Origin of the sequence: Marinobacter sp. THAF197a (assembly GCF_009363275.1) — a bacterium.
GTDB lineage: Bacteria > Pseudomonadota > Gammaproteobacteria > Pseudomonadales > Oleiphilaceae > Marinobacter.
The window spans coordinates 2,409,857-2,432,620 of the sequence record NZ_CP045324.1; the positions used below are offsets into that span (position 1 = coordinate 2,409,857).

Sequence of the window (22,764 nt, forward strand, 5' to 3'; positions counted from 1 at the left end):
TCATTTGCGCCACTTTGCGCTCAAATGGAGCTACTTGTTAATCGCTTTCACGTAGCACGGAATGAAGTAAATCAGGAATCCACTCTGGCTTGAACTGAGACGCTTTTTCTTCTCGCATTTCAGCTAAACTCCACCATCTCCATTTTTGAATGGTACTCTTTTCCTCATCCGTCCATTTCGCTGCGAATACATCTGCACCTGAGGGCCATTTAACTAAGAAGTATTTTTCGAGCCAGCGAGCTGGTACCGACCTCGCTACTGCGTATACTTCATCACGATCTCTTAGCACCTCTCCAACGTCCTGTATTAGCCCCGTTTCCTCATACAGCTCTCGATTAGCAGCATCGAAATAGCCTTCACCAGGCAACAGCTCTCCTCCCACTGTTGCCCAAAACGGAGACTCGTGCTCGTCATTGTATAAAAACAGCAATAACCGTCCTGATTCGTCAACGATTATGAGCCGTGATGATTTTCTTGTTTCCATTGCCTAAAGCCCCGTGGCCGCTTCGGACGTTTAACGCCCGGCTCACGCTGTGCAGCCGATTGTTATGTTCTCTTTGAAGTGCTAGATTGTGTATAGAAATCGAACCTTATACACATAGGTGCCCTATGAGAACGAACATCGTCATAGACGACCAGTTGATGGCCGAAGCCCTTAAAGCCTCCGGCTACAAAACCAAAAAAGAAGCCGTTGAGCAAGGCCTGAAACTTCTGGTCCAGCTGAGCAAGCAGCAGGAAATTCGAAAGTTGCGAGGCAAGATCAAGTGGGAAGGCGACTTGGATGAAATGCGGAGTGCCCGATGATACTGGTGGACACCAGCGTCTGGATCGACTATTTCAACGGAGTCAAAAATCCTCAAACTGATCTGCTGGATGCCTCGATAGTCCAAGGTAGTGTCGCCATCGGCGACCTCATCTTTCTAGAAATCCTGCAAGGCATTCGCAACGACAAACAATACCGTCAAACCAAACAAAGCCTGCTCGCGCTGGAACAGTATGAAATGTTGGGCAAAGACATGGCAGTTGTTTGCGCTGACAATTATCGAGCGCTTCGTAAAAAAGGCATTACCATCAGAAAAACTGCCGACGTGATCATCGCGACCTTCTGCATAGAGAAAGAGCTACCACTGCTGTTTCTAGATCGCGACTTTATCCCTTTTGTCGATCACCTTGGACTTGAGCCTGCTCTGAGAGAAGCCTAACGCGGAGCGGACCGGCGTGCCGGAGCGCCAGCGTAGGCGCGTCCGACAACAGCCACTGGTTAAATACTTGAATGCGCATTGCCGTGCGCATAAACTAAGGCCGGGGACTAAACAGCCACTTGGAGGCTCCGATGGCCGAACTCTACAACGCAGCCGCACCCAAAAAAGCGACGAACCTCTCCATCAATAGCGATCTGCTGCGTAAGACTCGGGAACTAAACATTAACTTGTCTGCTACCCTGGAACGAGCCCTGAAAGAGGAGCTCTCCAAACGCGAAGCCGCACAATGGATTGAAGAAAATCGCGCTGCGATAAAAAGTTACAACAATTTTGTCGAACAACATGGATGCTTCGGCGACGAATTCAGGGAGTTCTGATGGCGCAGTTCGATGTGTACCCCAATCTAAGCAAAACCAGCAAGGTACAATACCTTTACCTTGTCGATATTCAGAGCAGCCTGCTGAGCGAACTGGCAACTCGCATCGTCATCCCTTTAGGAAAACGCTCCGCCTTTGGTGGTGAAGCCATGCAAGGGCTCACGCCGGAAATCAGTTTTGCCGACCAGGAACTGCTGCTGTTAACCCCGCAAATTTCCTCTGTGCCTGAAAAGTATCTCAAGCGCCCCATTGGCTCCCTCTCCCACTTTAGAGACCAGATTGTCGGAGCTCTGGACCTCGCCATCACCGGCCTTTAACGCCCGCCATCACCGGTGGCAAAACCGGAGCGAAGCGGAGGTTTTGGCATCCGGTGCATGGCCTGGTTACACCTCACGTTGGTCAATGAAGCTGACTAAAAACTTCCGGATGTTGCTCAGCAATACGCAGAAGCGCAACCGCAGGGCCCTGCGGCTCACGCCGCCCCTGTTCCCAGTCCTGAAGGGTTCGTATACTCACGCCCATAAGACCGGCAAATGCTGACTGCGACATGTGCAATTTCAACCTGATCACTTTGGGCGGTGAAGGTTCTGAAAGCTCATGCGTTCGCAGGGCCAATTTACCCTTCTTGAATTGTTTGATTTCATTGATACCGTCAAGAATCTCTGCCCCAAGGTTTCTGTCACCCATTTTTGATTGCCTCCGCTATCTGCTTGAGCGTGTGGCCAGGAATACTGGCGCGCTCTGATTTACTGTACAGCGTGAGCATCCATATCTCGTGGTCAGATTTCTTCCAGTAGTAAATGGCTCTGATACCACCGCTCTTTCCCGAACCCGCTGGTGCCCATCGAACTTTACGAACACCTCCCGAACCTTTAATCAGATCCCCTGCATCTGGCTTCTGCAGAAGGTAGGTTTGAAGCCCACGGTATTCCTCATCCGTGAGGTAGTTCGGCAATAACCTGGTGAACGTTGAGGTTTCAATGAATAGCATTGCCAAAATATACGGCGTTGCCGTACTATCGTCAAGGCCGGATCAGTGAGGTGTAATCGGGATAGGGAGGCACCTCACGATGCCCCTCCTCCCACATCACCGGGCATACGGATCACGTACCACGGCGATTCAGTGACTTGATTCAACCCGTTACCGTACTGCCAGTTCCGGCAGTCCATAGCTCCGGAACAACCGGGCCGGTAAGGCTTGCCGCAGTGCCGGCGAATGACTCAGCCGCCACGGGCCGTGGGCTGATTTTGCGGTGTTCCAGGCCAACTTGACCGAGACACCCCGCTTTCTCAGCTCACGATACCCCCTTCTGCCCCATTGCTTCCACACGTAACTTCTCATTCTCCGCCGTATCCACTTGTCCAGGTCCCGCAGCGGGCTCAGTACTTCGGCTGCGTCGAAGTACGCTTTCCAACCAAGCAGGGTCTCTTTCAGATCTGCGATCACCTGGGCCAATGAGTGGCCCCGTGTTCGGCGGCTCAGGTTCCGGATCTGGGTTTTCAGCTTGGTGATGGCTTTGTCAGCCACTTTCAGTCGCTGCCCTTTCCGGCTGAGGGTGAAGCCCAGAAAACTGCGATTCCAAGGCCGATCTACCGCGCTCTTTCGTGTATTCACTGTGAGCCTCAGCGAGTCCTCGATAAAGCGCGTCAGACTCACCATTACCCGTTCTCCTGCGCAGCGACTGCCAACGTAGATCTGGCAATCGTCCGCGTAGCGGGCAAATTTCAGGTTGCGCCGTTCCAGCTCCCAGTCCAGTTCGTCCAGCACCACGTTCGCCAACACCGGAGACAGTGGCCCGCCTTGCGGTACGCCTTCGGGTGTGAGCTCTTTGTGATGGTCAATCTGGACACCTGCCTTCAGGTACCGGTTGATCAACCTGAGCAGCGGCTTGTCCGGCGTATGCCGTTTCAGCCGCGCCATCAAACGGTCGTGGTTTACCCGGTCAAAGAAGGCTTCCAGGTCCAGATCCACTACCCAATTACGGCCTTCCCGAGCGCACTGTTGTCCGTATCGGACCGCTTGATGCGCAGAGCGCCCCGGACGAAAACCGTAGCTGCGGGGATGGAAGCCGAGTTCCCAGTCCTGTTGGATAACTTGAGCAATCGCCTGCTGGATAAAGCGATCCAGCACCGTCGGGATACCCAGAGGTCGGGAACCGCCGTTGGCTTTGGGGATGGTGACCCGCCGAACCGGTTTTGGTCGGTAGGTCTGCTGGAGCAACTGTTGCCGTATCTCTGGCCAGTGTCGGCACAGGTAATCCGGCAGTTCATCCACGGTCATGCCGTCGATGCCCGGCGCTCCCTTGTTACGTCGAACCTGTTTCAGGGCGCGATTGAGGTTGTCCTTGCTCAATACACGCGCCATCCACGGTGAGGGTTGAACGGAGTGCGAGCTTTCCAGATTTCCGGCAACGGGTTCATCCCCTGGTTGCTCCAGGGGCAGCGCAAGCTGCTTTGCGGATGCCATCCCGTTTCCCTGCACGGACACTCGACTCCTGTCTCTGTTCGGGCCTTCGGTTCACGGGCGAACCTACTACGCCCTCGGCTGATTTCTGCCACGCGGTCAGAGGCGATCGCTCGTCTCTCAGTGGGTCCGTCCACACGTGGCAGACCTCCCGGGGTAAGGCACAGAGCTTTCACGGCGTAGACGCCCGATTTATAAAGCACATCCCAGTCGCAGAAGGAGGGCTTCGCGGTCACGTGCCCGCTCGCCCCGGATGTACCACACCTCGTATCGGGTTCCTGTTCGTCGCCCCGCCGCTTTGGATTGGGCTTACTTCCGGCCGGCGCTCCGGAGACCCCACCTCGCGATGACGCCCTTGCCCTTCTCCTAGCCTTCGGCTCTGCGAACACCTGGCAGGAGGACTTTCACCTCCCTAGTTCTGTGCCATGCCCGGCACACACGCCAATATTCAGCGGCGCCCTGACAAGGGCGTCCGGTGGAGGCCCATCAGGGCCGGAGCGAACTGGAATGACTGGTTAGGCATTTGCATGGAGCTTGGCCCTAAGACGTTCTTTCCCAGCTTCACCTAGGCTATCCCAATCGTCGAAGAGCCCGAACCAATACAGCCGTTCGTTCACTGTCATGCCGCCAAGCCCATCGATGGCCTGCTGCTTAAAGGACTGCAAATTAGCCCAGAACCCATCTTGCGCTGCTTGATCGACGAACCAAGTATTACCGTGCCATTTAGCAATTAATTCATAAAGCCGGTTCACATCGGACGAATCTTTCTTCCATTCATCAACCCACTGAGAAAGCTCGGCTTTGAGATCGGCTTCAGGGATAGATGTGACCAGTTCGTCGAGATTCATAAATGCCTAACGCGGAGCGCAGCGGCGGCCCGTCAGGGACGTCCGGCGGCCATCGGCCGCGTACTGACGCGGTTGGTTAGGTGGTGACAACAGCCTGACTCCGACTAAAGGCATAGTCTAGACTACTCAGTGGACGGTTAAACCGCTCTAGAATGTATTTGCTCCACAGCCACTCACCAGCATTACTCGCAACACGGACGTGGCCATTGAAATAGCTCTCTGATAAAAAGTAGACGTTCAGTGAGTCATCATATTCGGACTCATTTTTTGTGCCGAATGTATCCATCAGGAGTGTGCAATACGCTCGTTCTTTGACCGCCACCAAAGCAAAGGTGCACTCGCTATTCTCCAATAACGAGAAAGCGATGCCTATATCCCTACTGCCTAGCTGCTCGACACCGTTCCTGATAACAAGCGTCCGCCCGAAAAGAGCGAAATCATCGTAGGGCAACCATTGAACCGGCTCGTAGATTCCTTTCTGCCTGAGACGAGCGAGGAATTGAGTTTCGGCCTGATCATAGTCGCGCATACAAACCACCTAACGCTAGTGGTAATGGGCGCCAACGGAGCGCAGCGTAGTTGGCGTCCCGTTGACCACCTGGTTAGGAATCACGATGCTCGCCCCTGTCAACAGTACCGAAGTTTGACCGCTTTTCATCAACCTAGATTGTCCGGTTTTCATCAGTTTTCAGTGTCCGGTTTTTGAGCGTCAGTGTCGTCAGAGTCCTCCTGTTGTTGGCTAGTACCGGGAACGAGGCCGGCCTTGCGTTTGTCCTTCAGCCGGTAGCTCTCGCCTTTGATGTTCAGAGTGGTTGAGTGGTGCAGCAGCCGATCCAGTATCGCAGTGGCGATGACCTGATCGCCGAACACCTCGCCCCAGTCCATAAAGCTCTTGTTTGAGGTCAGGATGGTGCTGGCCCGCTCGTAGCGCCGGTTGATCAGGCGGAAGAACAAGCTGGCTTCCTCGCGGGTCATGGGCAGGTAACCGATCTCATCGAGTACCAGCACTTTCGGATACGTCAGTTGTTGGAGTTGCCTATCCAACCGGTTTTCCTGGCGGGCTTTGACCAGCGTGCTCACTAGACGGTCCAAGGTCATGAACAGAACCCGGTGGCCGGCCTCCGCAGCCTTTACGCCGAGGGCGACCGCCAGGTGGGTTTTGCCCACGCCAGGGGGTCCCAGCAGGATCACGTTCTCGTTGCGTTCCACGAACCCAAGGCCGGAGAGTTCTCGCACCAGCTTGCGGTCAATGCTCGGCTGGAAGCTGAAGTCGAACTGCTCCAGGGTTTTGATCCAGGGTAGCCGAGCCTGTTTGAGACGCGTGTCCAGGCCTTTCTGGTGCCGACCACCCCACTCCTGGGCCAGGGCCTGTTCCAGGAATTCCCGGTAGTTCAGGTCCTTCTTGCTGGCATGCTCGCACAGGGTATCCAGAGAGGCTTGCAGGTGGTCCATCTTGAGCCGGTCGAGGAGTTGGTCCAGATTCATTGGAGCACCTCCTCATACACAGCCAGGCTCCGGTGTTGCACCGGCATCACCTCTTGCCACAAGGGCTCGTGGTGTTCAGCCACCGTTTGCCAGCCTTGCTGACGATGGGCCATTCGGTGGCGGGCGACTTCCTGTCCCCGGAGGTCGTAGACGGTGAGTTCACCGTCCAGACTGATGCGGATGTTGACCCGTTGACCACAACACTCGGCCGGTACGCTGTAACGGTTGCCTCGCACATCGATGTAGGCATCCCAGCCCACATGGCGGATGTCGTAATAGCGGGTATCGAAGTCCGTTGCCGGACAAGGGCTGAGTTGATGGCGCTCTTCCTCGAAGCGCTGAGCCGGAGATTGCTGGAACTGGCGTAATGTCCGCTGACTGGCATAGCTGCTCAGCCACTGCTCCAATAACTGATTCAGGTGCGCGTAGCTGTCGAAGCTGCGATACCGCTGGAAGAAGTGGTGCTTCACATAGCCCACCATGCGCTCGGTCTTGCCTTTGGTTCTGGGGCGCTGGGGCCGACAGGCCCGGGCGGCGAAGCCATAGTGATTCGCCAGTTCCAGGAAACCTGCGTTGAACACCACACGACCACCGCTGTCATGCCTGATGACGGCCGCTTTCTGGTTATCTACCAGGACACGCTTGGGTACGCCATCAAAGTACCGGAAAGCCTGTACCAGGGACTCGTAGGTATGCTCCGCGTCCTGGCTGGGTCCAGCCCAGACATGGAAGTGGCGGGAGTACCCGAGGATGTTGACCGCGAAGTTGACAGTGCACAGGCGACCAGCGACCTCAGTCCGGATCTGGCCCCAGTCGTGCTGGAGTTGCTCTCCCGGGATCGTTTCATAGCGCACCGTTTGTTTACTTGCCCTCAGGCTGCGCTTGGGCTGAACGTAGCGACGAATCAGGGTCACACAGCCGTCGTAGCCCCGTTCCTGGAGCAGCTGACGGATGACCTCTGCGTTCCAGACTTCCTGGCCCAGAAGTTCATCAATGTATGGCTTGAAGGGATCCAGCTTGCTGCCACGTGGGGTCTTGGGTTTACCAGTCAATGGTGCCGGCAGGGCCAGGTAACGGCGTACGGTGCGCTCGGAACAGCCAATCTGGTGCGCGATGTCCACGATGTACGCCCCCTGACTGCGAAGTTGTTTTATCATGTGAAAGTCCTCTCGGCTTTGCATGATTCGATTCCTGTTCGGTTTGGTCACCTTCAAGAAAAGATCATGCGGGTCGGGAGGACAATCTACGTTGCTGATTTAAGGTCTTTTAGCAGTACTGTCGACACCCCGTTGACCGGTTTTAGCGATCTCCCCACGACACAGCCGGTAGAGAAAGAATGCGACAGCTGTAGCTAGGCAAGCCCAAACAAGTGGATCCCATCGAAGGTTGGGGTACCTGACTACTTTTTCCGTGCTATCTGGCAGTGGCTCGAACGAGTACACCGCAAAGACATTCATCGAAAATTCATATACCTGATAGGTCGCAACTACAACTGCCAGGGCCGTTCCAATTCCCAGTAAGACGGCCATGACTGATTCCGTTCTCATGTAATTTCCTAACGCCAAAATTCAGCGGCGGCCTTTGCGTAGCGAAGCGGAGAAAAGGCCGTCCGGTGGAGGCCCTTCAGGGCCGGAACGAACTGGAATGACTGGTTAGCGATTTCGCGCGGTCTGAATTGCACCACGAACCCCTACGCCTAAAAGAATTACACCCGTGAGGCAGCTCAGAACTCCAACACTGAACCAAATGCGCTTCATGGTTTGAAAATGCTGTGTCAGCCGCATCGTTTTCTGACTTTCAACCATTGCCTGGTGCGCCCGGGTATTCCACTCTCTAGACTCCGGCTCGAGAGTCAGAACCTCGTCTCTCATTTTTTCACGATCGCAGTCAGAGCCTTCTTTCAGGCATGAATTATATAGCTCTATTTGACGATTAACCCTGCGAGCATATTCGCCATAAGCGAATGCAAACTTTTCAGTCTCAGCCTTGAACTCAATGGCTTGAAGCTCAGCTTCATGGTAGGCCGTCCAAGGCTGATTAAAACCGTAAGCGAGCAACGAAAGGCCTACAGCAATGAGAATTTCGTTTAGATATTTCAATAGTTTCCTATATCGCTAACGCTGAGCTTAGCGGCGGCCTTGTAATGGAGGCGTAGCCGCAATGAAAAGGCCGTCCGGCGGCCATCGGCCGCGTACTACAGCGGCTGGTTATATTTTCTTGATTCGCTGTACAAACTTTCGCCCCACACCGCAACGATGCACGTTGCCATCAGTGACGGGAAGACTGGTCTCCCCATTTTCCTTGGCCACTTTTAACCGTATGCCAAACAACAGTGATCGTGATTCTCTGAGCAAATCCAGAAGAATCTCGGTTCCAATTTGGTGTTTGGGAGCCGGATTTTGGCCGGTAATGGTAGCTTTATTGTTATGCGCAATTACTAGGTTGCGGTACTCCTTAACGTTGATCTTTTGTTTCAATTGCGAAATTTTATTCCGCTGCTCGTGCAACTCCTGATCAATGTGCTCTTCATAATTGCACACCAAGTTGTACAGACTGAGATTTTCGTATGTGGTCCCGGACGACTCAAAGCCTTTACCGTCGAATAACAGGCGTGCAGTTGATAGAACGATGTCGTTGTGAACGGAAAGCTGAATTATCTTTGCAGCTTCCAAGGACAAGCTGCTAATCGCATTAACACCTTCGTTGTTACAGTAAACCTCGTCGTAGAAATGGACTGTCGTGATTAGTCGATCCAATTCAACGATAAACCTATCAAGATCTAGCACTTAATGCTCCCGTTCGGGGAAATATAACGCTCCGCTAATGTGCGCCGCCTGCGGCGTCACCATTGAGCGGCTTGTTAGCAGATTCTGCCTGAAGACGCTCCACCAGCCACACCTTGATGATCGATTGGCGGGTAACGCCAATGCGCGCAGCCTCACGATCCAGCGACTCCACAACCCAAGCCGGGAAATCGACGTTGATTCGCTTCTGTTCCTGATTAACGCGACGAGCAGAGGACAGATCCAGGTCATCAACAATATCTTCCTGACCTTCCTCAAATTTTTTATCGAAGTCTTTAGCTTTCATAGAGCTCAACCTCCTTCTTCCGGGAACGCCTGACTGAAATCAGACGAATACGAGCATCCCTGTAGGTGACGACAGCCGACCAGTGCTTTTCACCAATCTTGCCTACTAGCAAAAACCTCGGCTCATCCTCTGATTTTGCGCGGATCTCCAGCAGGTACGGATCTTTCCACAGCCTTTGGGCAGCAACGAAATCGATACCGTGCTTATCCAGATTAGCCTGGCTTTTGGCATCGTCGAATTCAAATTCATCCATGAGTACAAATTATTCCTTTTTTACTCACGCCGCAAGATCTGAAAGGAGGCTATAGCAACTAACGCGGAGCTTTTCGGCAATTTTGGAACCGCGCAGCGGTGGAAGAATTGTCCGGCAACAGTAGTGGCTCCAGAGACTGAAAACTTTCAGCGCTCGACCTGTAATGTGGGTATGTTCTCACCATCCTCATCCACATAATGAATCGCTTCAGAAACCATTTGATTCCAGAAAACAGACCAGTACCCACTCAAAAACAGCGCCGGCGCGATAAAGACTGCAAGGAATGCGGCAATAAAGAACGAATCTGACCCCACACCAGACTCGAACCGAAGGAAGCTACTGAGCGGAATTGCCACAAATACAATGAGAGAGGCTCGCCGAACAAACGCCAGCTTCACGGATCGAGCCAAAGACAGTTTCTTCCCGAAAATCCCCCGCACCACGGCACCCAGAACATAAAGTACCAGGGAGATTTTCGCCACGACCGAGAGCGCAGCTTGCACGCCACCTACGTCGTTGTCGCCCCGCGGGATTTGGTCGGTACCGAAAACCAACAGTCCACCTTCTTTCATCGGCGAAAAGACATCACCACCCCATTCCACAAAGACTTCCAGAATGACGATGACAGCGTTTTGCGAGAACAGAGCAACGACAAACATACCGAGAGCCATCCAGACAGCGGCGGCCATCGCAGTCATAAAATAGCCTGTGTAGCCAATAAACTGCTTCAACAATATCCGCATAGCTGCTGACTTGGGCACGCTAAACGTGAAGTCAAAACGGAAACTAGCCAAAAGTGCTTCTCCTCGGTGTGCCGGTAATTCACCGCATAACGCTAGTGGTAGTGGGCGACAACGGAGCGCAGCGTAGTTGGCGTCCCGTTGACCACCTGGTTATGCCAATTGCTGCAGCCAATCACAAAACCACTCCGTAGGCATTTTTTCTTCTTCAAAATTTTTTGCCCGAAGTTCCTCAAGTGAATAGGTGTTCGCCAAATATAGGTCCCACTGGGTTTCAACATCAGTGAGCACTGGCATCAAGGACTCAATCTCCGGCTCCGCGTCAACATCAAGGTATTGGCACCAAAATCTGTCGCACCACTCCGCAATTTGTTTGTGGGAGTATGGAGACTTTTCCGGCTCTGCACCCCACCTCAGCATTTTGATCGCGGCTTCCCGCGTAAATGGCATATCTACCGGAGCGCTCAATTCCATATCAGATATCCTCGCCTACGAGGGCATAACGCCGGCCAGCATGCGCGGCTACGGAATGGAGGCGAAGCCGCAATGCAGTAGCCGTCGCCGTGCCTGGCTTGGTTATAAATCAGTTACTCCGGTGCTCATGAGAGCACTATTTCCAGAGAATCCAAACCGCTCATACAGACCGTGCGCATCGCGGGTTTGCAACACCATTTGGGTTCCCTTGGTGGCCGGATGCTCTAGCAAACATTTCATGATCCAGGTCCCCAGCCCGATACCCCGGAACTCAGGCTCAACAACAATATCCGCCACCCAAGTAAACGTAGCACTATCGGTGACTGCCCGCCCAAAACCGATCTGTGTAGGACCCCGGTAAAGACTAAAGCAGATAGAGCCTGCAACCATGCGCTCTACGATTTCTCGCGGACGGCGGCCACCCCAATAGGTTGCCGCAAGCAGGCGGTGGACAACATCCAATTGCACTTTGGATGGGTCATCGGTGATTAGGTAATCGTCCTTGCGCCATTCCATTGATGGCTACTCCCTGATTTATAACGCCAAAATTCAGCGGCGGCCTTTGCGTAGCGAAGCGGAGAAAAGGCCGTCCGGTGGAGGCCCGTCAGGGCCGGAACGTACTGGAATGATTTGTTATGCATTTACCAGTTTACGAGAACATCTTTAACTTTGTGCGTTGCGGCATCAAAACCAACGGCCCAAAAAACTTCATCCTCACTGGCAGAGTATTTCGCCTTCCAAAGGGTAAGCTGGGAACCAGCTCTTCGAAGGCAATCTATAAACTCAACCTCACTCAACTCTCCCAGTTCATGTTGAATGCTTTCGCACGATGAAATGTAGGCATGTTCAGTAATAGTACCGTCGCTCTCTTCGCGAAGTGATGGGGCCGACATTTCCTGCAAGAGAGCAAAACTCTTCCCGTCATGCAGCTCTATTACCTGCTTCGCAAGCTTCCTTTCCATATCTGAAATCATGTTTCCTCCTTAGTGCATAACGCAGAGCGCACCGGTGGCCTTTACAGAGCGGAGCGGCGTAAAGGACATCCGAGTGACGCGTATTGTTATGCACTGTCAAATATCCCGCCGTTGCCCGATACACAGCAGTGCTGTTGGCTCCAAGTCTGAGGGTAACCTCAATGCTTGCTTGACCATTGAATCATCAAACCCAGCCACCAGAACACAACCAACCCCGAGAGCCGTACTCTGGAGATGAACATTTTGAGCTAAAGCCCCAGTTTCCATATAAACATAGCGAGCACCGCGCTTTCCCTGAGGTAACTGAAATTCAAAGTGGCGAACCACATCTCTGAGTTTCGCTGAAACCCCGATGACAACGGCCGCGTCTTTCAACCACGGTTGATCACCAATCCCTAGCTCGTGCATTGCCCCTTCCGGAATACAGCCACCGACTAGCTTCAACGAATGGCTATCAGCGTCATACTCATAAGTACCGGGCTCAAGCTCCGATACCCGCTGCACCACAATTTTTAGATGCAGCGGGTATAACTCACCCGCCGATGGAGTGGATCTTTTCTGTTCGGCACCAGTTACGCCTTGAGCCGACCAAAGCAATTGGGACAAAGCACCTAAAGGTAGCGGTGCCTTCGAATATTTTCTTGAGCTGCGCCGAGACTCAATACAGCCAACCAATGACTCAGAGCTTTGCAATTCCGGTGCAGGTAGCTCGAAAACCATGCATTTACTCCCTATGCATAACGCTAGCGGCAGCGGCGCGACGCAAGGAGCGTCCGTTGGCCGTATTGGTTAGGCTAAGTATTGCTGCGGAATTGATCCAACTCGTCGCGATACGTTATGAAAACATCACGAACTATGGATAGCATCTCATTGAAGCATGCAACCACCTCAACCCAGCTATCTTCAGGAAAACCAAAGCCCTCTCTTGTTACAGCAAATTCAATCGTTTCTAATCCTTCAGACCCTATCGACTGAATCGAGTCAAAGACTTGCCTCTCCGAAAAATGAACATAGCCAGAAGTATACTGATAGACATTTTTCACCCATGGATACTGCTCAGTCATTCGATCGATAAGATATCCATCACGAAGGTTCTTTCCGTCTCTGCACTTAAACTTATTCAAAGGTTTCCCCGCCATGACCTGTTGTGCCACGTCTGAGGGGTTATCGACATACGTGTACGCCAGCAATCGACTTAGCGTATCCAACTGCATTCGGACCATGGCCCTCACACAGGTCATGTTCTTATTATCGACAAGAGTTTTGACCCCCATTGCGAGGCTCATCGAGCGCTTCAGCACACCAATGAAAATCAGGTCGAGGACGTACATGGGACGATTTCCGTGCCCCATTGTCTCTTTGCCCAAGTTTGGAAGATGGGCGATCCATTCCTCCAATTTGCTTAATTCAGACTCGAGTTTCATATCTGCCTAACGCCAGCGCACAACGGCGCCCTTGGAATGGAGGCGCAGCCGCAATGTAAAGGGCGTCCGGCGGCCGCAGGCCGCGAATTGATGCGCCTTGTTAGGCACAGTTACTTTCCTGCAAGCCAAGACCTTATACTCGATACTTGTTTTCGCGCCTCGGCCGCCTCGCTTTCTAACTTAGCAGCCCTCGCATTCTCTGCCTCTATAGTTCTAATGCTAAAAAATACATCAAGGGCTGCACCAACTGCCACAAGAGCACCGCCGATATACATCATGTTCGTTGACATAACATCACTAAACTCGAATCCGCGAAAAGTGACCCCTTCCGCGAACTCAGCGGTTATAGCTACAATCAAAAGCAAATACCCCAGCCACGAAGCCCTTTTTGCCGGGGATTTTTCCGCAAACCTCTCAGAGGCGGCGCTCAGGCTTTCGGCTCCTCGCTGAATCCCATCAATGGCCTTTTCGAGGCGAGCTGCTGCAGTATCGACCTGTTCGTGTAATGAATCCTCTGTTTCAATCTTCATTGGAGCTTCTCCTTGCTTACTGTTTTTTTGCCTAACGCTGAGGTAACCGGCGCCGGAGCGCCAGCGGAGGGAACCAAAAGCGGTACGCTTTTGGCGTCCGGTTGACCGACTGGTTAGAGCCTGATGATCTCAACGTCATTGCTGCCACCGCCCTCGACAACCCACATGCTAGCCATGTTCTGAACATTCTCCAGTGACTCATCCGCGTGGCTGGTCGTTGTTATATGATGCTCTCCGATACGATCAGGATCGGTTACAAACACGTCCATTGCTGACTCCCACTGCTCACAATGCGTTCCCCATGCGCAAAACAGCTCTATGCGCCGATTGAATAGTTCTTCCAACAGCGGCTCGTACTGCTCAGAGTATGGGCTGTTGGTGGCTAGAATAACCTTTCTCGGCTTCATGGTTCGTGAGCTCTAACGCGAGCAGCATGCGCACCCTTGGAATGGAGCCGAAGGCGCAATGGAAAGGGTGTCGCCGTGCCTGCTTTTGTTAACTCATTGTCTCGCCGCTTGCCTAAGCTCCACGGCATCTGAAAATTTTGACTTGAAAGCATTCGCAAGCTTCGAGTTCAAGCCTATTAAAATGGTTGCGCTGCTGTCCCAACAGGCGATTTCGAAATTCGCTCCTTCAAGCTGAGGCCTTGGGTCGGAACCATCCCAGTAATCAGGGTTACCCTCAACATAGGGGACCTCGTGCACCTCGGTCCTGATTCCTCTGGGAAATGCGCTAAACACTGCCCAGATGAACTGAATATTACCCCCTACGATATGAGATTCCAGTTCTTCACCCGAATGCCAACCCTCTTCAAATGGGTAACCGTTGGTCTCTACATCGCTCACGTACCAATCATAATCAGAACACTTGATGCCCAGCGCTTCTAGGACTTCACGCATGTTTGTGAAGAATGTTACTTGGCTCGTTTTTTCTAGGATTAAGTTCATAGGTGATCTACGAGTTAACGCTGAGGTAACCGGCGCCGTAGCGCAGCGGAGGGAACCAAAAGCGGTACGCTTTTGGCGTCCGGTTGACCGACTGGTTAAGGGCCGGTTACCCGTTGTTTTGTTTTGGCAGTCAATACCGAATGCCGGCTCCCGATACCTTGTACCAACTTGACCCATTGCGCCAGGAACCGGAGCACTGAGTGGGCGGGCTTGGTCCGAGGTTAAACCGGATGGCCCCGCGACCTCTACACCAGATTACCGGCCAAAACCGTTGCCCGACTGAGGGCTGTTTTCCGCCTGCGGGCAACCACTGAAACCGAAGCCAAACACCATACCCAAGAACACGACAGCCAGGCCTTTAACGCAGAGCTTTGCGGCAATTTTGGAGCCGCGAAGCGGTGGAAAAATTGTCCGCCAACAGCGTCTTGTTAGGCATTGTTGGGCTCACATAAATCGTGTTCTTTGAATAAAATAGCCAACTTTTCGAAAGATACCTGATAGCGGACATCGCCGTTATCCAACATTGCTCGGACATTATCTATGAAGTCCCATAACACTCGCCTCCAGCTAAAAGAGCTGTGATTCAATGAATCCTGAAGAATCAGCGTAGAGGTCAAAATAGTGTTCGAGATTACCGTGATCTGCGAGGGAAACCTCGGCGATGGCTGAAGCTTTGTAATGGTGTAAAAGTCTTGCTCACCATCATTGGCCATAGGATGGACGTGACTTGAGGCATAGTCGTAGCCGTATTTGTAAAGAAATTCCATTCCCATATCTTTAGCGACATCCTCCGCCCTCGGACGCCGCCACTTAGGCTTGTTTTTTTCGAGGGCTTTGATGCGTGCCTTTTTCTCCTCACTAATTTCATATACCCAGCCGACAGCCTGATCCTTAAAGATGGCATCGCTTTTTACACGGTTTTGGCTCTTAAATTGTTCGAAAAAAGACCAGTCATCGAAAGCTTGAAAGTCGTCATTCACTCCGAGGCTGTGCAAATGAAACATTCTATCGACCAAGGCTCGATGAATAACCCAAGCATTTTGAGTGTCGCCGTTATCCCAAAGAGAAAAAACGCTTTTAAGCGTCATGGCTGAGCGGGCAACGAAATTCCTGATAATTATGTTCTTAGTGTCACAATCGTGTTTGGCGAATGAGAAAAGCAGCATTCCACTGACCGCATAGAGCGCATCTGCGGCAGCTCGGTACACCTCAATGGTTTGAGACTGCTTCTCAGCCATGATTTTGCCTAACGCTGATGGTAACCGGCGCCGGAACGCAGCGGAGGGAACCAAAAGCGGTACGCTTTTGGCGTCCGGTTGACCGACTGGTTAGAGCCTGATGATCTCAACGTCATTGCTGCCACTGCCACCGCCCTCGACAACCCACATGCTAGCCATGTTCTGAACATCTTCCAGTGACTCATCCGAGTGGCTGGTAGTGGTGATATGATGCTCTTCCATACGATCAGTATCCGTTGCAAACAGGTCCATTGCCGACTCCCACTGCTCACAATGCGCTCCCCATGCGCAAAACAACTCTATGCGCCGGTTGAATAAATCTTCCAACAGTGGCTCGTACTGATCAGAGTATGGTCTGTTGGTGGCTAAAATAACCTTTCTGGGCTTCATGGTTTGTCAGCTCTAACGCCCGGCTCACGCGCCGGTTTGGAGCCGCGAAGCGGCGGAAAATCGGTCGCTGTGCAGCCGATTGTTAGAGATTACTGTCATCCCTGTTTAGCTTCCCATGCGGACAGGAGACAACAAACAAAGATGCAACCAACGCTAAAAAGCAAAGCCATCGCCAAAATAAGGAAATTTGGAAGTGTTGGCTCAATCATCACCGCGGGAATCATGAGAAATGCAGAAAAGCCTGCGGCAGAGCGATAGATGCCATGCAATGACTTACTGGCCTCTTTGGCTGCATCTTGAAAACGAGTCCTTGGCGTGGAGTCCTCCAGGCTATCATCGGGCACTTGAAGGACGAGAAACCCGACTGCAGATGGCAACAACAAGAGCCCGATAAAATAGAGCATGAGCGCCCATGACGGATTTAAAGCATCTGCTGCTAGCATTACAGCCTCTATGCTTCCGTACTTTGCGATCAACGCACAAGGCACGCTGCCTACTAAAACAGAGCAGATTACCTCACGGGTGTAGAAACGCTTGATGAATTGCACCTAAAAGACCACCTCTAACGCCAGCCAGCATGCGCGGCTGCGGAATGGAGGCGAAGCCGCAATGCAGTAGGCGTCGCGTGCCTGGCCTTGTTATACCTGACCCAAGACACAATCGATCTCCGTTTCTACGAGCCAGTCCAGATTGATGAAGCGGCTTACTTCAACAAACGTACACGCGGGCCTTATTGCAGAAAATAGCTCACCATGTGCTTTGGCGGCTTCCTCCCAACGAGAAATGTCAGTGAGCATGATGCGAGTTCTGATTATATCTGTCGGTTTTCCTCCAGCCTCTTCAATAGCCCGAATAGACAGTTCCAGGCAATACTTGGTCTGCCCATAAACATCCCCAACGCAGGTAGTTTCACCATTCTCTATGGGTGCCGTGCCGGAGACAGAAATCATGTTTCCAACTCTGCATGCTCTGGAAAACCCAATCGGTTCTTCCAACGGAGACCCTGAACTTACCAGCTTTCTCATATGCTCCTCCTTGAGGTATAACGCAGAGCTTTGCGGCAATTTTGGAGCCGCGCAGCGGTGGAAAAATTGTCCGGCAACAGCGACTTGTTATAAATTTGCTCGATTTTCGCTCCTGATTTTCTTCACCATTCTTTGCATCCGCCAAGGAGCGAGTAACACGTGTAGGTAGCCGAGAAAACAGATTAGAAACCCCAAACCAAAAGTTAAAGACAAGCCTCCAAACGTAAAGGTGCCAAAGTTTTTCAACCCCCTATCAAAATGAACCTCATTGAATCCTGCCTTGATGAACATGTAGCTAATGATCGCACAAGCTATGGTGCCAATGAGACAGAATGCACCTTTAAGGTGAAGCTTTAGCCGAGCTTTTACCATTTATCAGGTTTACCTCAATTTATAACGCCAATATTAAGCGGCCGGTTTGGAGTGCAACGGAAAACCGGTCCGGTGGAGGCCCGCCAGGGCCGGAACGTACTTGAATGACTGGTTAAGTGTTTTTGAAGTTTGACTGCCCTCTGAGTTCTGAACAGCTACGGTATTGGCTAGAGTCGCTACTAGCACTAACAGTGTGGCTATTGATACACCTAACAACCAACGATGCCGTTTTTGCGCCCTTTTGGAAGCGATCAGTTCACAGACATGCCGATGGGCCGAGTTGAAGGTATCTAGGAGGGCTCGATTCTCCATTGGCTCGTACCCGCCCTCTCCATTTTCAGTTTTCGGAAAGTGTCGGGAGAGCATTTTCAGGAAGCTCTTCAGCTCCTTTTCCGAGGCATCCAATAGGTCAGGCGAAAAGGCGTAACAGATGACATCTGCCTGCTGCTTCACCGATCCATCGTACTCATACTTTCTCATGCAACTCCCTTCACACTTAACGCTAGTGGTAATGGGCGCCAACGGAGCGCAGCGTAGTTGGCGTCCCGTTGACCACCTGGTTAGGAATCACGATGCTCGCCCCGTTGACCGGTTTTAGCGATCTCCCCACGACACAGCCGGTAGAGAAAGAATGCGACAGCTGTAGCTAGGCAAGCCCAAACAAGTGGATCCCATCGAAGGTTGGGGTACCTGACTACTTTTTCCGTGCTATCTGGCAGTGGCTCGAACGAGTACACCGCAAAGACATTCATCGAAAATTCATATACCTGATAGGTCGCAACTACAACTGCCAGGGCCGTTCCAATTCCCAGTAAGACGGCCATGACTGATTCCGTTCTCATGTAATTTCCTAACGCGGAGCGCAGCGGCGGCCCGTCAGGGACGTCCGGCGGCCATAGGCCGCGTACTGACGCGAATTGTTATATGCGGCATCAATCACCAAGCTCCTGACCCCAAATATTGAATTTACTAGCAACGGGAGGATCGGGGTGTCGAACCCAGTTATCTGGATCTGCCTCACAGTACAAGATTTCATTTACCCAACGGTAAGAAAAGGTACCGAATGCATCTGCGCACGCAGACTCGTATTTCTCGCTGCTATAGAACGGAGGCAAATGAATCACTAAGGCATAAATAATTGCCAGAATACCCACAAGGGCTAGAGTGCTTTTTATTGACTCAGCAGCGCTATCTTTCAAAGATTATTCTCCAAAAACTGACCGATGGCTGACCATATAACGCTGAAGCACAGCGGCGACCTTGGAGTGGCTACGAAGGAGCCACGGAAAGGGCGTCCGGCGGCCACCGGCCGCGAACTGCTGCGCCTTGTTAAATGGCCCTGGGCACACGGTCCGCTTGAGCCACTGTTTGATTGAGTTGCCGGAGTTTGTTGAGAGAGACTTGAAACTGGCCATTACTCGGGAGCCGTTTACCTTTGAATTGCTCCCAAACAAGGGCTCCTGGCCCGTTATAGATTTCCTCGAATGTGCCGTCACGCAGGATCTGATGATGATCGTATGCTGCGGCTGACTCCGAAACGCAACGGAGTTGGATTGCGTAGCCTTGATCTCAACTTCTAAGCCGGTTTCGGTGACAGCGTCAAAACCTTTGTTGGACGCTGCCTTCAACTCCAAATTGTATGCGTCAGCTACGAGGCATTCACCCAAACTGCCAACCATATGACCATCCGGGGTAAAGTGCCTCCCCGGGAACATGGCTTCCAACTCATTGACCGTTGCATAGAGCTGCTTGACCAAGGCACGGAATTTATCGTGATCGATCATAGACATTTAACGCTTTTGTTCAGCGGCGACCTTTTTGCAGCGAAGCGGAGAAAAGGGCGTCCGGTGGAGGGCCGTCAGGCCCGGAACGAACTGGAACTATTGGTTAGGCCCATGCTCAGCAGTAAGCACAAAGCCACCAACCTTCCCCGCGAGTCTTGGCAGCAATCTACCTAGCCAAGCCTCGTGATCATCCGGATGCTCTTTCTTTACTTCTGTAAACCAAGGCCGCTGTGTGTCGCCGAATTTTTCGATTACTTCTTTGCTGAGGCGTGCTTCCAGTTGGTGAGCACAATTATTCCGGATGTCGTTCAGTTTCCGGATGCCTGCCACAGTTTTTTCGTCAAGAATCTCGAATGACTCGACTAGCAGCAATTTTTGATTAAATGTCAGTCGAGCCTTCGTGAGAAGCTTTTCCGGCTGAGGAAGCCGAGCACGAATAATCCGCTCAAGCCCTTGTTCTATGAACAAATGCGTTCGCAAAAGGGCTGACAGTGGATCTCGAACATCGGCCAGGGATTTTTGAAATTTTTCCTTCTCGACTTTTGCAATTTCCTGAACGTCCAAAGGGGCTTCCTTCTATGCCTAACGCTGAGCGCAGAGGCGCCCTGAACAGGGCGTCCTGCGGCCTTTGGCCGCGTACTGACGCGACTGGTTAGCTGGGGGTAATTGCGATGCCTGTTCCCTGGCTAACAACATGACGGCCTTCTGCGCTGACCTGGCACCGGCAAACGCCGATGCACTTTGATGAAATCACCGCCGTCGATGCGGTGAAAGAACCTGAACCTCAGACTAGCAGATCACAACCGAGTTATCGGCGGATTGCCCCGCACGGCGAACACAGGTGTTGCCAAAAATGCCAATAATCGATTTGGCTGCGATTATGACGCCGCTTTGAAACCCATGGGCACACAGCCAACAAAAAATTACGCCAAACCAAACAGATAACGCCGAAGCACAGCGGCGACCTTGGAGTGGCGACGAAGGAGCCACGGAAAGGGCGTCCGGCGGCCATCGGCCGCGTACTGCTGCGACTTGTTAAAAATTGGTCCAACTCCGAGGGTAGCGCAAACGAAAGATTACCGAAGTAACTTCAGCTAACCTCAAACGGCCAAGTAAAACCAGAGACAAAAAAGCTCCCTGGACGCAAACGATTAGCGCCGCTACCAACAGCAAAACCATTGCACCTGCAAAGAACGCGGTCGGATCGCCAGGTTGGGCAGAGCCAGCAAGATCAATTCCTACCGAAGCGGCTAAGATGGGAACCAAAGCGAAGTACCAGATGCCGATGCCTATCCCTACGCCCAACCCCGTGGCTACATTTGAACATACTCTGTAGTAGGGCTTTAGCCTTGCCGCGTCATGAAAGAATTTCCGTATATGCCCCATACTCTCCCGATTTTTAACGCCCGCCATAAACGGCGCGAGGAACGAGCGTCCGGCGACCGAAGGGAGCGAATTTAATGGCCTGGTTATATGTTGGCATGTTGCAGCTCCAGAATACCGAAAGCCGCTAGCGCCGAGATACCCACGCTGCAACCCAGGCCAAGGATGATAATTTGAATCTGCCATCTCTTGAACGTTGACACCTGATAAACAGATGGCACCAGACATGCAGCTGACAGAGAAACTACCAATGTCAAAAAAATAAAAGGATACTGAATTTTCGTGCCATCGCCATAAACCTGCATTACAAGGGAGACCGCAATGGCCGATAGCGCGATCAATGACAATTCCACACAATGCCAGACGCGCTTCCATTTCCTGCCTTCAGGTTCTCTGTACCACTGGATCTTTTCAGGCAACGTCTTCATGGCTCACTCTGCACATATAACGCTGAGCGCAGAGGCGCCCTGTCAAGGGCGTCCTGCGGCCTTTGGCCGCGTACTGACGCGACTGGTTAGCTGGGGGTAATTGCGATGCCTGTTCCCTGGCTAACAACATGACGGCCTACTGCGCTGCCCTGGCACCGGCAGCCGCCGATGCACTTTGATGAATCCACCACAGTCGATGCGGTGAGCGAACCTGAACTTCAGACTAGCAGATCACAACCGAGTTATTGGCGGATTGCCCCACGCGGCGAACACCGGAGTTGCCAAAAATGCCGATGATCGAGTTGCTGCGATTATGACGCCGCTTTGAAACCAATGGGCACACAGCCAACAAAAAACTACGCCAAACCAAACAGATAACGCCAATGATAAGCGGCGCCCGACTAGGGCGTCCGGTGGACGGCCGCAAGGCCGGGAACGTACTTAATTGACTTGTTAACTTTTCTCACTTGCTATGCAAGATTTAGTTAGCTTGCTAAAACCCATTACGAGTGACAAGAACGCCAGTGAGGCCACAATTTCTATACACGCAACAATCAGATCTAGCGAGTTGAAAACCATGAAATTCTCAGTGTAAGCAGAGAGCACCGAAAATGAGACATACAGCATGAGAGAGATAAATATCTGCTTACTCCCAGGGCGATGGGAACCAACAAAAAGCCTTAAGGAGCAGTAGGAGAAATACAAAAAACCCGCAACAACCAACAGCATCGAAAAGTAGTAAACCACCATTTCGATATCAACACCCACCATATGCCCCCTCTAAGTTAACGCCTGCATAAACGGCGCCCGACTAGGGCGTCCGGTGGAGGCCCATCGGGCCGGAACGAATTTAATGCACTGGTTATGTGATGGTTCACGTTGGCAGACCCTCGAACTTCGGTACCTCCGCCAACTGCTCATCCCAAACGGCTTTGCTGGATGAGAATATGTGCGCCGTTGGCAACATCGTTAATTGAGAATCCAAACACCCTGCGGGGACAACGACTAAACCCGCGACTGTTGAATTCGGCAATGCTGAACCACACAACTTACAAAAGCTCCGGCTATGACGGGTACCTGGAAGCGTAAAGGAAGCCACGGCATCTGCACCCGATTGCCAAACCAATTCAGCAGAATGCGAGAATAAATTTGCCGCATGGGCCGAACCCGTATCTTTTTGGCAATGCCGACAATGGCAGAGGTAGAAGCTATCGAATTCACCTTTGACCTGAAAGCTCACCGTGCCGCACAGACAAGAACCGAAATGATCAGTCATGAGAACCTCTTCCGTGCCCTAGAGGTGAAATGCACATAACGCTGAGGTAACCGGCACCGG

Annotated in this window: 34 protein-coding genes and 1 pseudogene; 4 read left to right on the forward strand and 31 right to left on the reverse strand. The window is 52.2% G+C overall.

What is annotated here, in order from left to right:
• Positions 1 to 37: 37 nt before the first annotated feature.
• On the reverse strand, positions 38 to 484 hold the full coding sequence (locus tag FIV08_RS11150; protein ID WP_152438348.1) for an NUDIX hydrolase: 447 nt from the start codon (positions 482 to 484) through the stop codon (positions 38 to 40).
• A gap of 125 nt (positions 485 to 609) precedes the next feature.
• On the opposite strand from FIV08_RS11150, the gene FIV08_RS11155 reads away from it, so the two are divergent.
• The 4 genes from FIV08_RS11155 (at position 610) to FIV08_RS11170 (ending at position 1,896) form a co-directional block, all read left to right on the forward strand.
• A complete protein-coding gene (locus FIV08_RS11155; RefSeq protein WP_152438349.1) occupies positions 610 to 804 on the forward strand; it encodes a type II toxin-antitoxin system VapB family antitoxin in 195 nt (64 codons plus the stop codon).
• Positions 801 to 1,202 carry a PIN domain nuclease gene (locus FIV08_RS11160; RefSeq protein WP_152438350.1) on the forward strand — a complete coding sequence of 134 codons (402 nt, stop codon included), beginning with the start codon at positions 801 to 803 and terminating at the stop codon, positions 1,200 to 1,202. The genes FIV08_RS11155 and FIV08_RS11160 overlap by 4 nt, the downstream gene beginning before the upstream one ends.
• 131 nt (positions 1,203 to 1,333) lie before the next feature.
• Complete coding sequence (locus FIV08_RS11165; protein ID WP_152438351.1) at positions 1,334 to 1,579, forward strand: type II toxin-antitoxin system CcdA family antitoxin; 246 nt, start codon at positions 1,334 to 1,336, stop codon at positions 1,577 to 1,579.
• Entirely contained in the window at positions 1,579 to 1,896 is a 318-nt protein-coding gene (locus tag FIV08_RS11170) for a CcdB family protein (RefSeq protein ID WP_152438352.1), read from the forward strand. Before FIV08_RS11165 ends, FIV08_RS11170 begins: the two co-directional genes overlap by 1 nt.
• A gap of 82 nt (positions 1,897 to 1,978) precedes the next feature.
• Here the strand turns inward: FIV08_RS11170 and FIV08_RS11175 are convergent, their stop codons facing one another.
• The 30 genes and pseudogenes from FIV08_RS11175 to FIV08_RS11310 form a co-directional block, all read right to left on the reverse strand.
• Complete coding sequence (locus FIV08_RS11175) at positions 1,979 to 2,266, reverse strand: helix-turn-helix domain-containing protein (protein ID WP_152438353.1); 288 nt, start codon at positions 2,264 to 2,266, stop codon at positions 1,979 to 1,981.
• Entirely contained in the window at positions 2,259 to 2,570 is a 312-nt protein-coding gene (locus FIV08_RS11180) for a type II toxin-antitoxin system RelE/ParE family toxin (protein ID WP_152439646.1), read from the reverse strand. Before FIV08_RS11180 ends, FIV08_RS11175 begins: the two co-directional genes overlap by 8 nt.
• Before the next feature lie 150 nt (positions 2,571 to 2,720).
• Complete coding sequence (gene ltrA, locus FIV08_RS11185) at positions 2,721 to 4,046, reverse strand: group II intron reverse transcriptase/maturase (protein WP_152438354.1); 1,326 nt, start codon at positions 4,044 to 4,046, stop codon at positions 2,721 to 2,723.
• Between the two features lie 512 nt (positions 4,047 to 4,558).
• Positions 4,559 to 4,891, reverse strand: coding sequence for a hypothetical protein (locus tag FIV08_RS11190; protein WP_152438355.1), 333 nt, complete (start codon positions 4,889 to 4,891; stop codon positions 4,559 to 4,561).
• A gap of 76 nt (positions 4,892 to 4,967) precedes the next feature.
• Positions 4,968 to 5,420: a hypothetical protein gene (locus FIV08_RS11195; protein ID WP_152438356.1), complete on the reverse strand. Its 453-nt coding sequence runs from the start codon at positions 5,418 to 5,420 to the stop codon at positions 4,968 to 4,970.
• 152 nt (positions 5,421 to 5,572) lie between these two features.
• Positions 5,573 to 6,376: an IS21-like element helper ATPase IstB gene (istB, locus tag FIV08_RS11200; RefSeq protein WP_152438357.1), complete on the reverse strand. Its 804-nt coding sequence runs from the start codon at positions 6,374 to 6,376 to the stop codon at positions 5,573 to 5,575.
• Positions 6,373 to 7,557, reverse strand: a complete 1,185-nt coding sequence (gene istA / locus FIV08_RS11205) for an IS21 family transposase (protein WP_152438358.1) — start codon at positions 7,555 to 7,557, stop codon at positions 6,373 to 6,375. The genes istB and istA overlap by 4 nt, the downstream gene beginning before the upstream one ends.
• 471 nt (positions 7,558 to 8,028) lie before the next feature.
• Complete coding sequence (locus tag FIV08_RS11210) at positions 8,029 to 8,475, reverse strand: hypothetical protein (protein WP_152438359.1); 447 nt, start codon at positions 8,473 to 8,475, stop codon at positions 8,029 to 8,031.
• Between the two features lie 108 nt (positions 8,476 to 8,583).
• Positions 8,584 to 9,162 (reverse strand): hypothetical protein, encoded by a 579-nt coding sequence (locus FIV08_RS11215; RefSeq protein WP_152438360.1) that lies wholly within the window; start codon positions 9,160 to 9,162, stop codon positions 8,584 to 8,586.
• A gap of 34 nt (positions 9,163 to 9,196) precedes the next feature.
• Positions 9,197 to 9,466, reverse strand: a complete 270-nt coding sequence (gene brnA / locus FIV08_RS11220; protein ID WP_074396173.1) for a type II toxin-antitoxin system BrnA family antitoxin — start codon at positions 9,464 to 9,466, stop codon at positions 9,197 to 9,199.
• On the reverse strand, positions 9,456 to 9,719 hold the full coding sequence (locus FIV08_RS11225) for a BrnT family toxin (RefSeq protein ID WP_152438361.1): 264 nt from the start codon (positions 9,717 to 9,719) through the stop codon (positions 9,456 to 9,458). Before FIV08_RS11225 ends, brnA begins: the two co-directional genes overlap by 11 nt.
• A gap of 146 nt (positions 9,720 to 9,865) precedes the next feature.
• Complete coding sequence (locus tag FIV08_RS11230; RefSeq protein WP_152438362.1) at positions 9,866 to 10,513, reverse strand: hypothetical protein; 648 nt, start codon at positions 10,511 to 10,513, stop codon at positions 9,866 to 9,868.
• 99 nt (positions 10,514 to 10,612) lie between these two features.
• Entirely contained in the window at positions 10,613 to 10,933 is a 321-nt protein-coding gene (locus tag FIV08_RS11235; RefSeq protein ID WP_216646144.1) for a hypothetical protein, read from the reverse strand.
• Between the two features lie 102 nt (positions 10,934 to 11,035).
• Positions 11,036 to 11,449, reverse strand: coding sequence for a GNAT family N-acetyltransferase (locus FIV08_RS11240; RefSeq protein WP_152438363.1), 414 nt, complete (start codon positions 11,447 to 11,449; stop codon positions 11,036 to 11,038).
• A 125-nt stretch (positions 11,450 to 11,574) separates the two neighbouring features.
• Complete coding sequence (locus FIV08_RS11245; RefSeq protein WP_152438364.1) at positions 11,575 to 11,907, reverse strand: hypothetical protein; 333 nt, start codon at positions 11,905 to 11,907, stop codon at positions 11,575 to 11,577.
• A gap of 96 nt (positions 11,908 to 12,003) precedes the next feature.
• A complete protein-coding gene (locus tag FIV08_RS11250; RefSeq protein ID WP_152438365.1) occupies positions 12,004 to 12,627 on the reverse strand; it encodes a SagB/ThcOx family dehydrogenase in 624 nt (207 codons plus the stop codon).
• Positions 12,628 to 12,701: 74 nt separating this feature from the next.
• Entirely contained in the window at positions 12,702 to 13,331 is a 630-nt protein-coding gene (locus FIV08_RS11255; RefSeq protein ID WP_152438366.1) for a hypothetical protein, read from the reverse strand.
• A 110-nt stretch (positions 13,332 to 13,441) separates the two neighbouring features.
• Positions 13,442 to 13,861 (reverse strand): hypothetical protein, encoded by a 420-nt coding sequence (locus FIV08_RS11260; RefSeq protein ID WP_152438367.1) that lies wholly within the window; start codon positions 13,859 to 13,861, stop codon positions 13,442 to 13,444.
• 113 nt (positions 13,862 to 13,974) lie between these two features.
• A complete protein-coding gene (locus tag FIV08_RS19720; RefSeq protein WP_172972271.1) occupies positions 13,975 to 14,130 on the reverse strand; it encodes a hypothetical protein in 156 nt (51 codons plus the stop codon).
• A gap of 231 nt (positions 14,131 to 14,361) precedes the next feature.
• The gene (locus FIV08_RS11265) at positions 14,362 to 14,808 is read right to left on the reverse strand and encodes a hypothetical protein (RefSeq protein ID WP_152438368.1); all 447 of its coding nucleotides are present in this window, start codon (positions 14,806 to 14,808) and stop codon (positions 14,362 to 14,364) included.
• Between the two features lie 428 nt (positions 14,809 to 15,236).
• Positions 15,237 to 16,046 (reverse strand): DUF5677 domain-containing protein, encoded by an 810-nt coding sequence (locus FIV08_RS11270; RefSeq protein ID WP_152438369.1) that lies wholly within the window; start codon positions 16,044 to 16,046, stop codon positions 15,237 to 15,239.
• A 90-nt stretch (positions 16,047 to 16,136) separates the two neighbouring features.
• Complete coding sequence (locus FIV08_RS19725; protein ID WP_172972272.1) at positions 16,137 to 16,298, reverse strand: hypothetical protein; 162 nt, start codon at positions 16,296 to 16,298, stop codon at positions 16,137 to 16,139.
• A gap of 233 nt (positions 16,299 to 16,531) precedes the next feature.
• Positions 16,532 to 16,984 (reverse strand): hypothetical protein, encoded by a 453-nt coding sequence (locus FIV08_RS11275; protein WP_152438370.1) that lies wholly within the window; start codon positions 16,982 to 16,984, stop codon positions 16,532 to 16,534.
• A gap of 90 nt (positions 16,985 to 17,074) precedes the next feature.
• On the reverse strand, positions 17,075 to 17,461 hold the full coding sequence (locus FIV08_RS11280; protein WP_146801514.1) for a RidA family protein: 387 nt from the start codon (positions 17,459 to 17,461) through the stop codon (positions 17,075 to 17,077).
• A gap of 405 nt (positions 17,462 to 17,866) precedes the next feature.
• On the reverse strand, positions 17,867 to 18,313 hold the full coding sequence (locus FIV08_RS11285) for a hypothetical protein (protein ID WP_152438371.1): 447 nt from the start codon (positions 18,311 to 18,313) through the stop codon (positions 17,867 to 17,869).
• 452 nt (positions 18,314 to 18,765) lie between these two features.
• A complete protein-coding gene (locus FIV08_RS11290) occupies positions 18,766 to 19,032 on the reverse strand; it encodes a hypothetical protein (RefSeq protein WP_152438372.1) in 267 nt (88 codons plus the stop codon).
• A 130-nt stretch (positions 19,033 to 19,162) separates the two neighbouring features.
• A pseudogene (locus FIV08_RS11295) lies at positions 19,163 to 19,623 on the reverse strand (DUF6998 domain-containing protein).
• 90 nt (positions 19,624 to 19,713) lie between these two features.
• A complete protein-coding gene (locus tag FIV08_RS11300; RefSeq protein ID WP_152438373.1) occupies positions 19,714 to 20,181 on the reverse strand; it encodes a hypothetical protein in 468 nt (155 codons plus the stop codon).
• 905 nt (positions 20,182 to 21,086) lie between these two features.
• The gene (locus FIV08_RS11305; protein WP_152438177.1) at positions 21,087 to 21,428 is read right to left on the reverse strand and encodes a hypothetical protein; all 342 of its coding nucleotides are present in this window, start codon (positions 21,426 to 21,428) and stop codon (positions 21,087 to 21,089) included.
• A gap of 874 nt (positions 21,429 to 22,302) precedes the next feature.
• Positions 22,303 to 22,704, reverse strand: coding sequence for a GFA family protein (locus tag FIV08_RS11310; RefSeq protein ID WP_152438374.1), 402 nt, complete (start codon positions 22,702 to 22,704; stop codon positions 22,303 to 22,305).
• Positions 22,705 to 22,764: the final 60 nt, after the last annotated feature.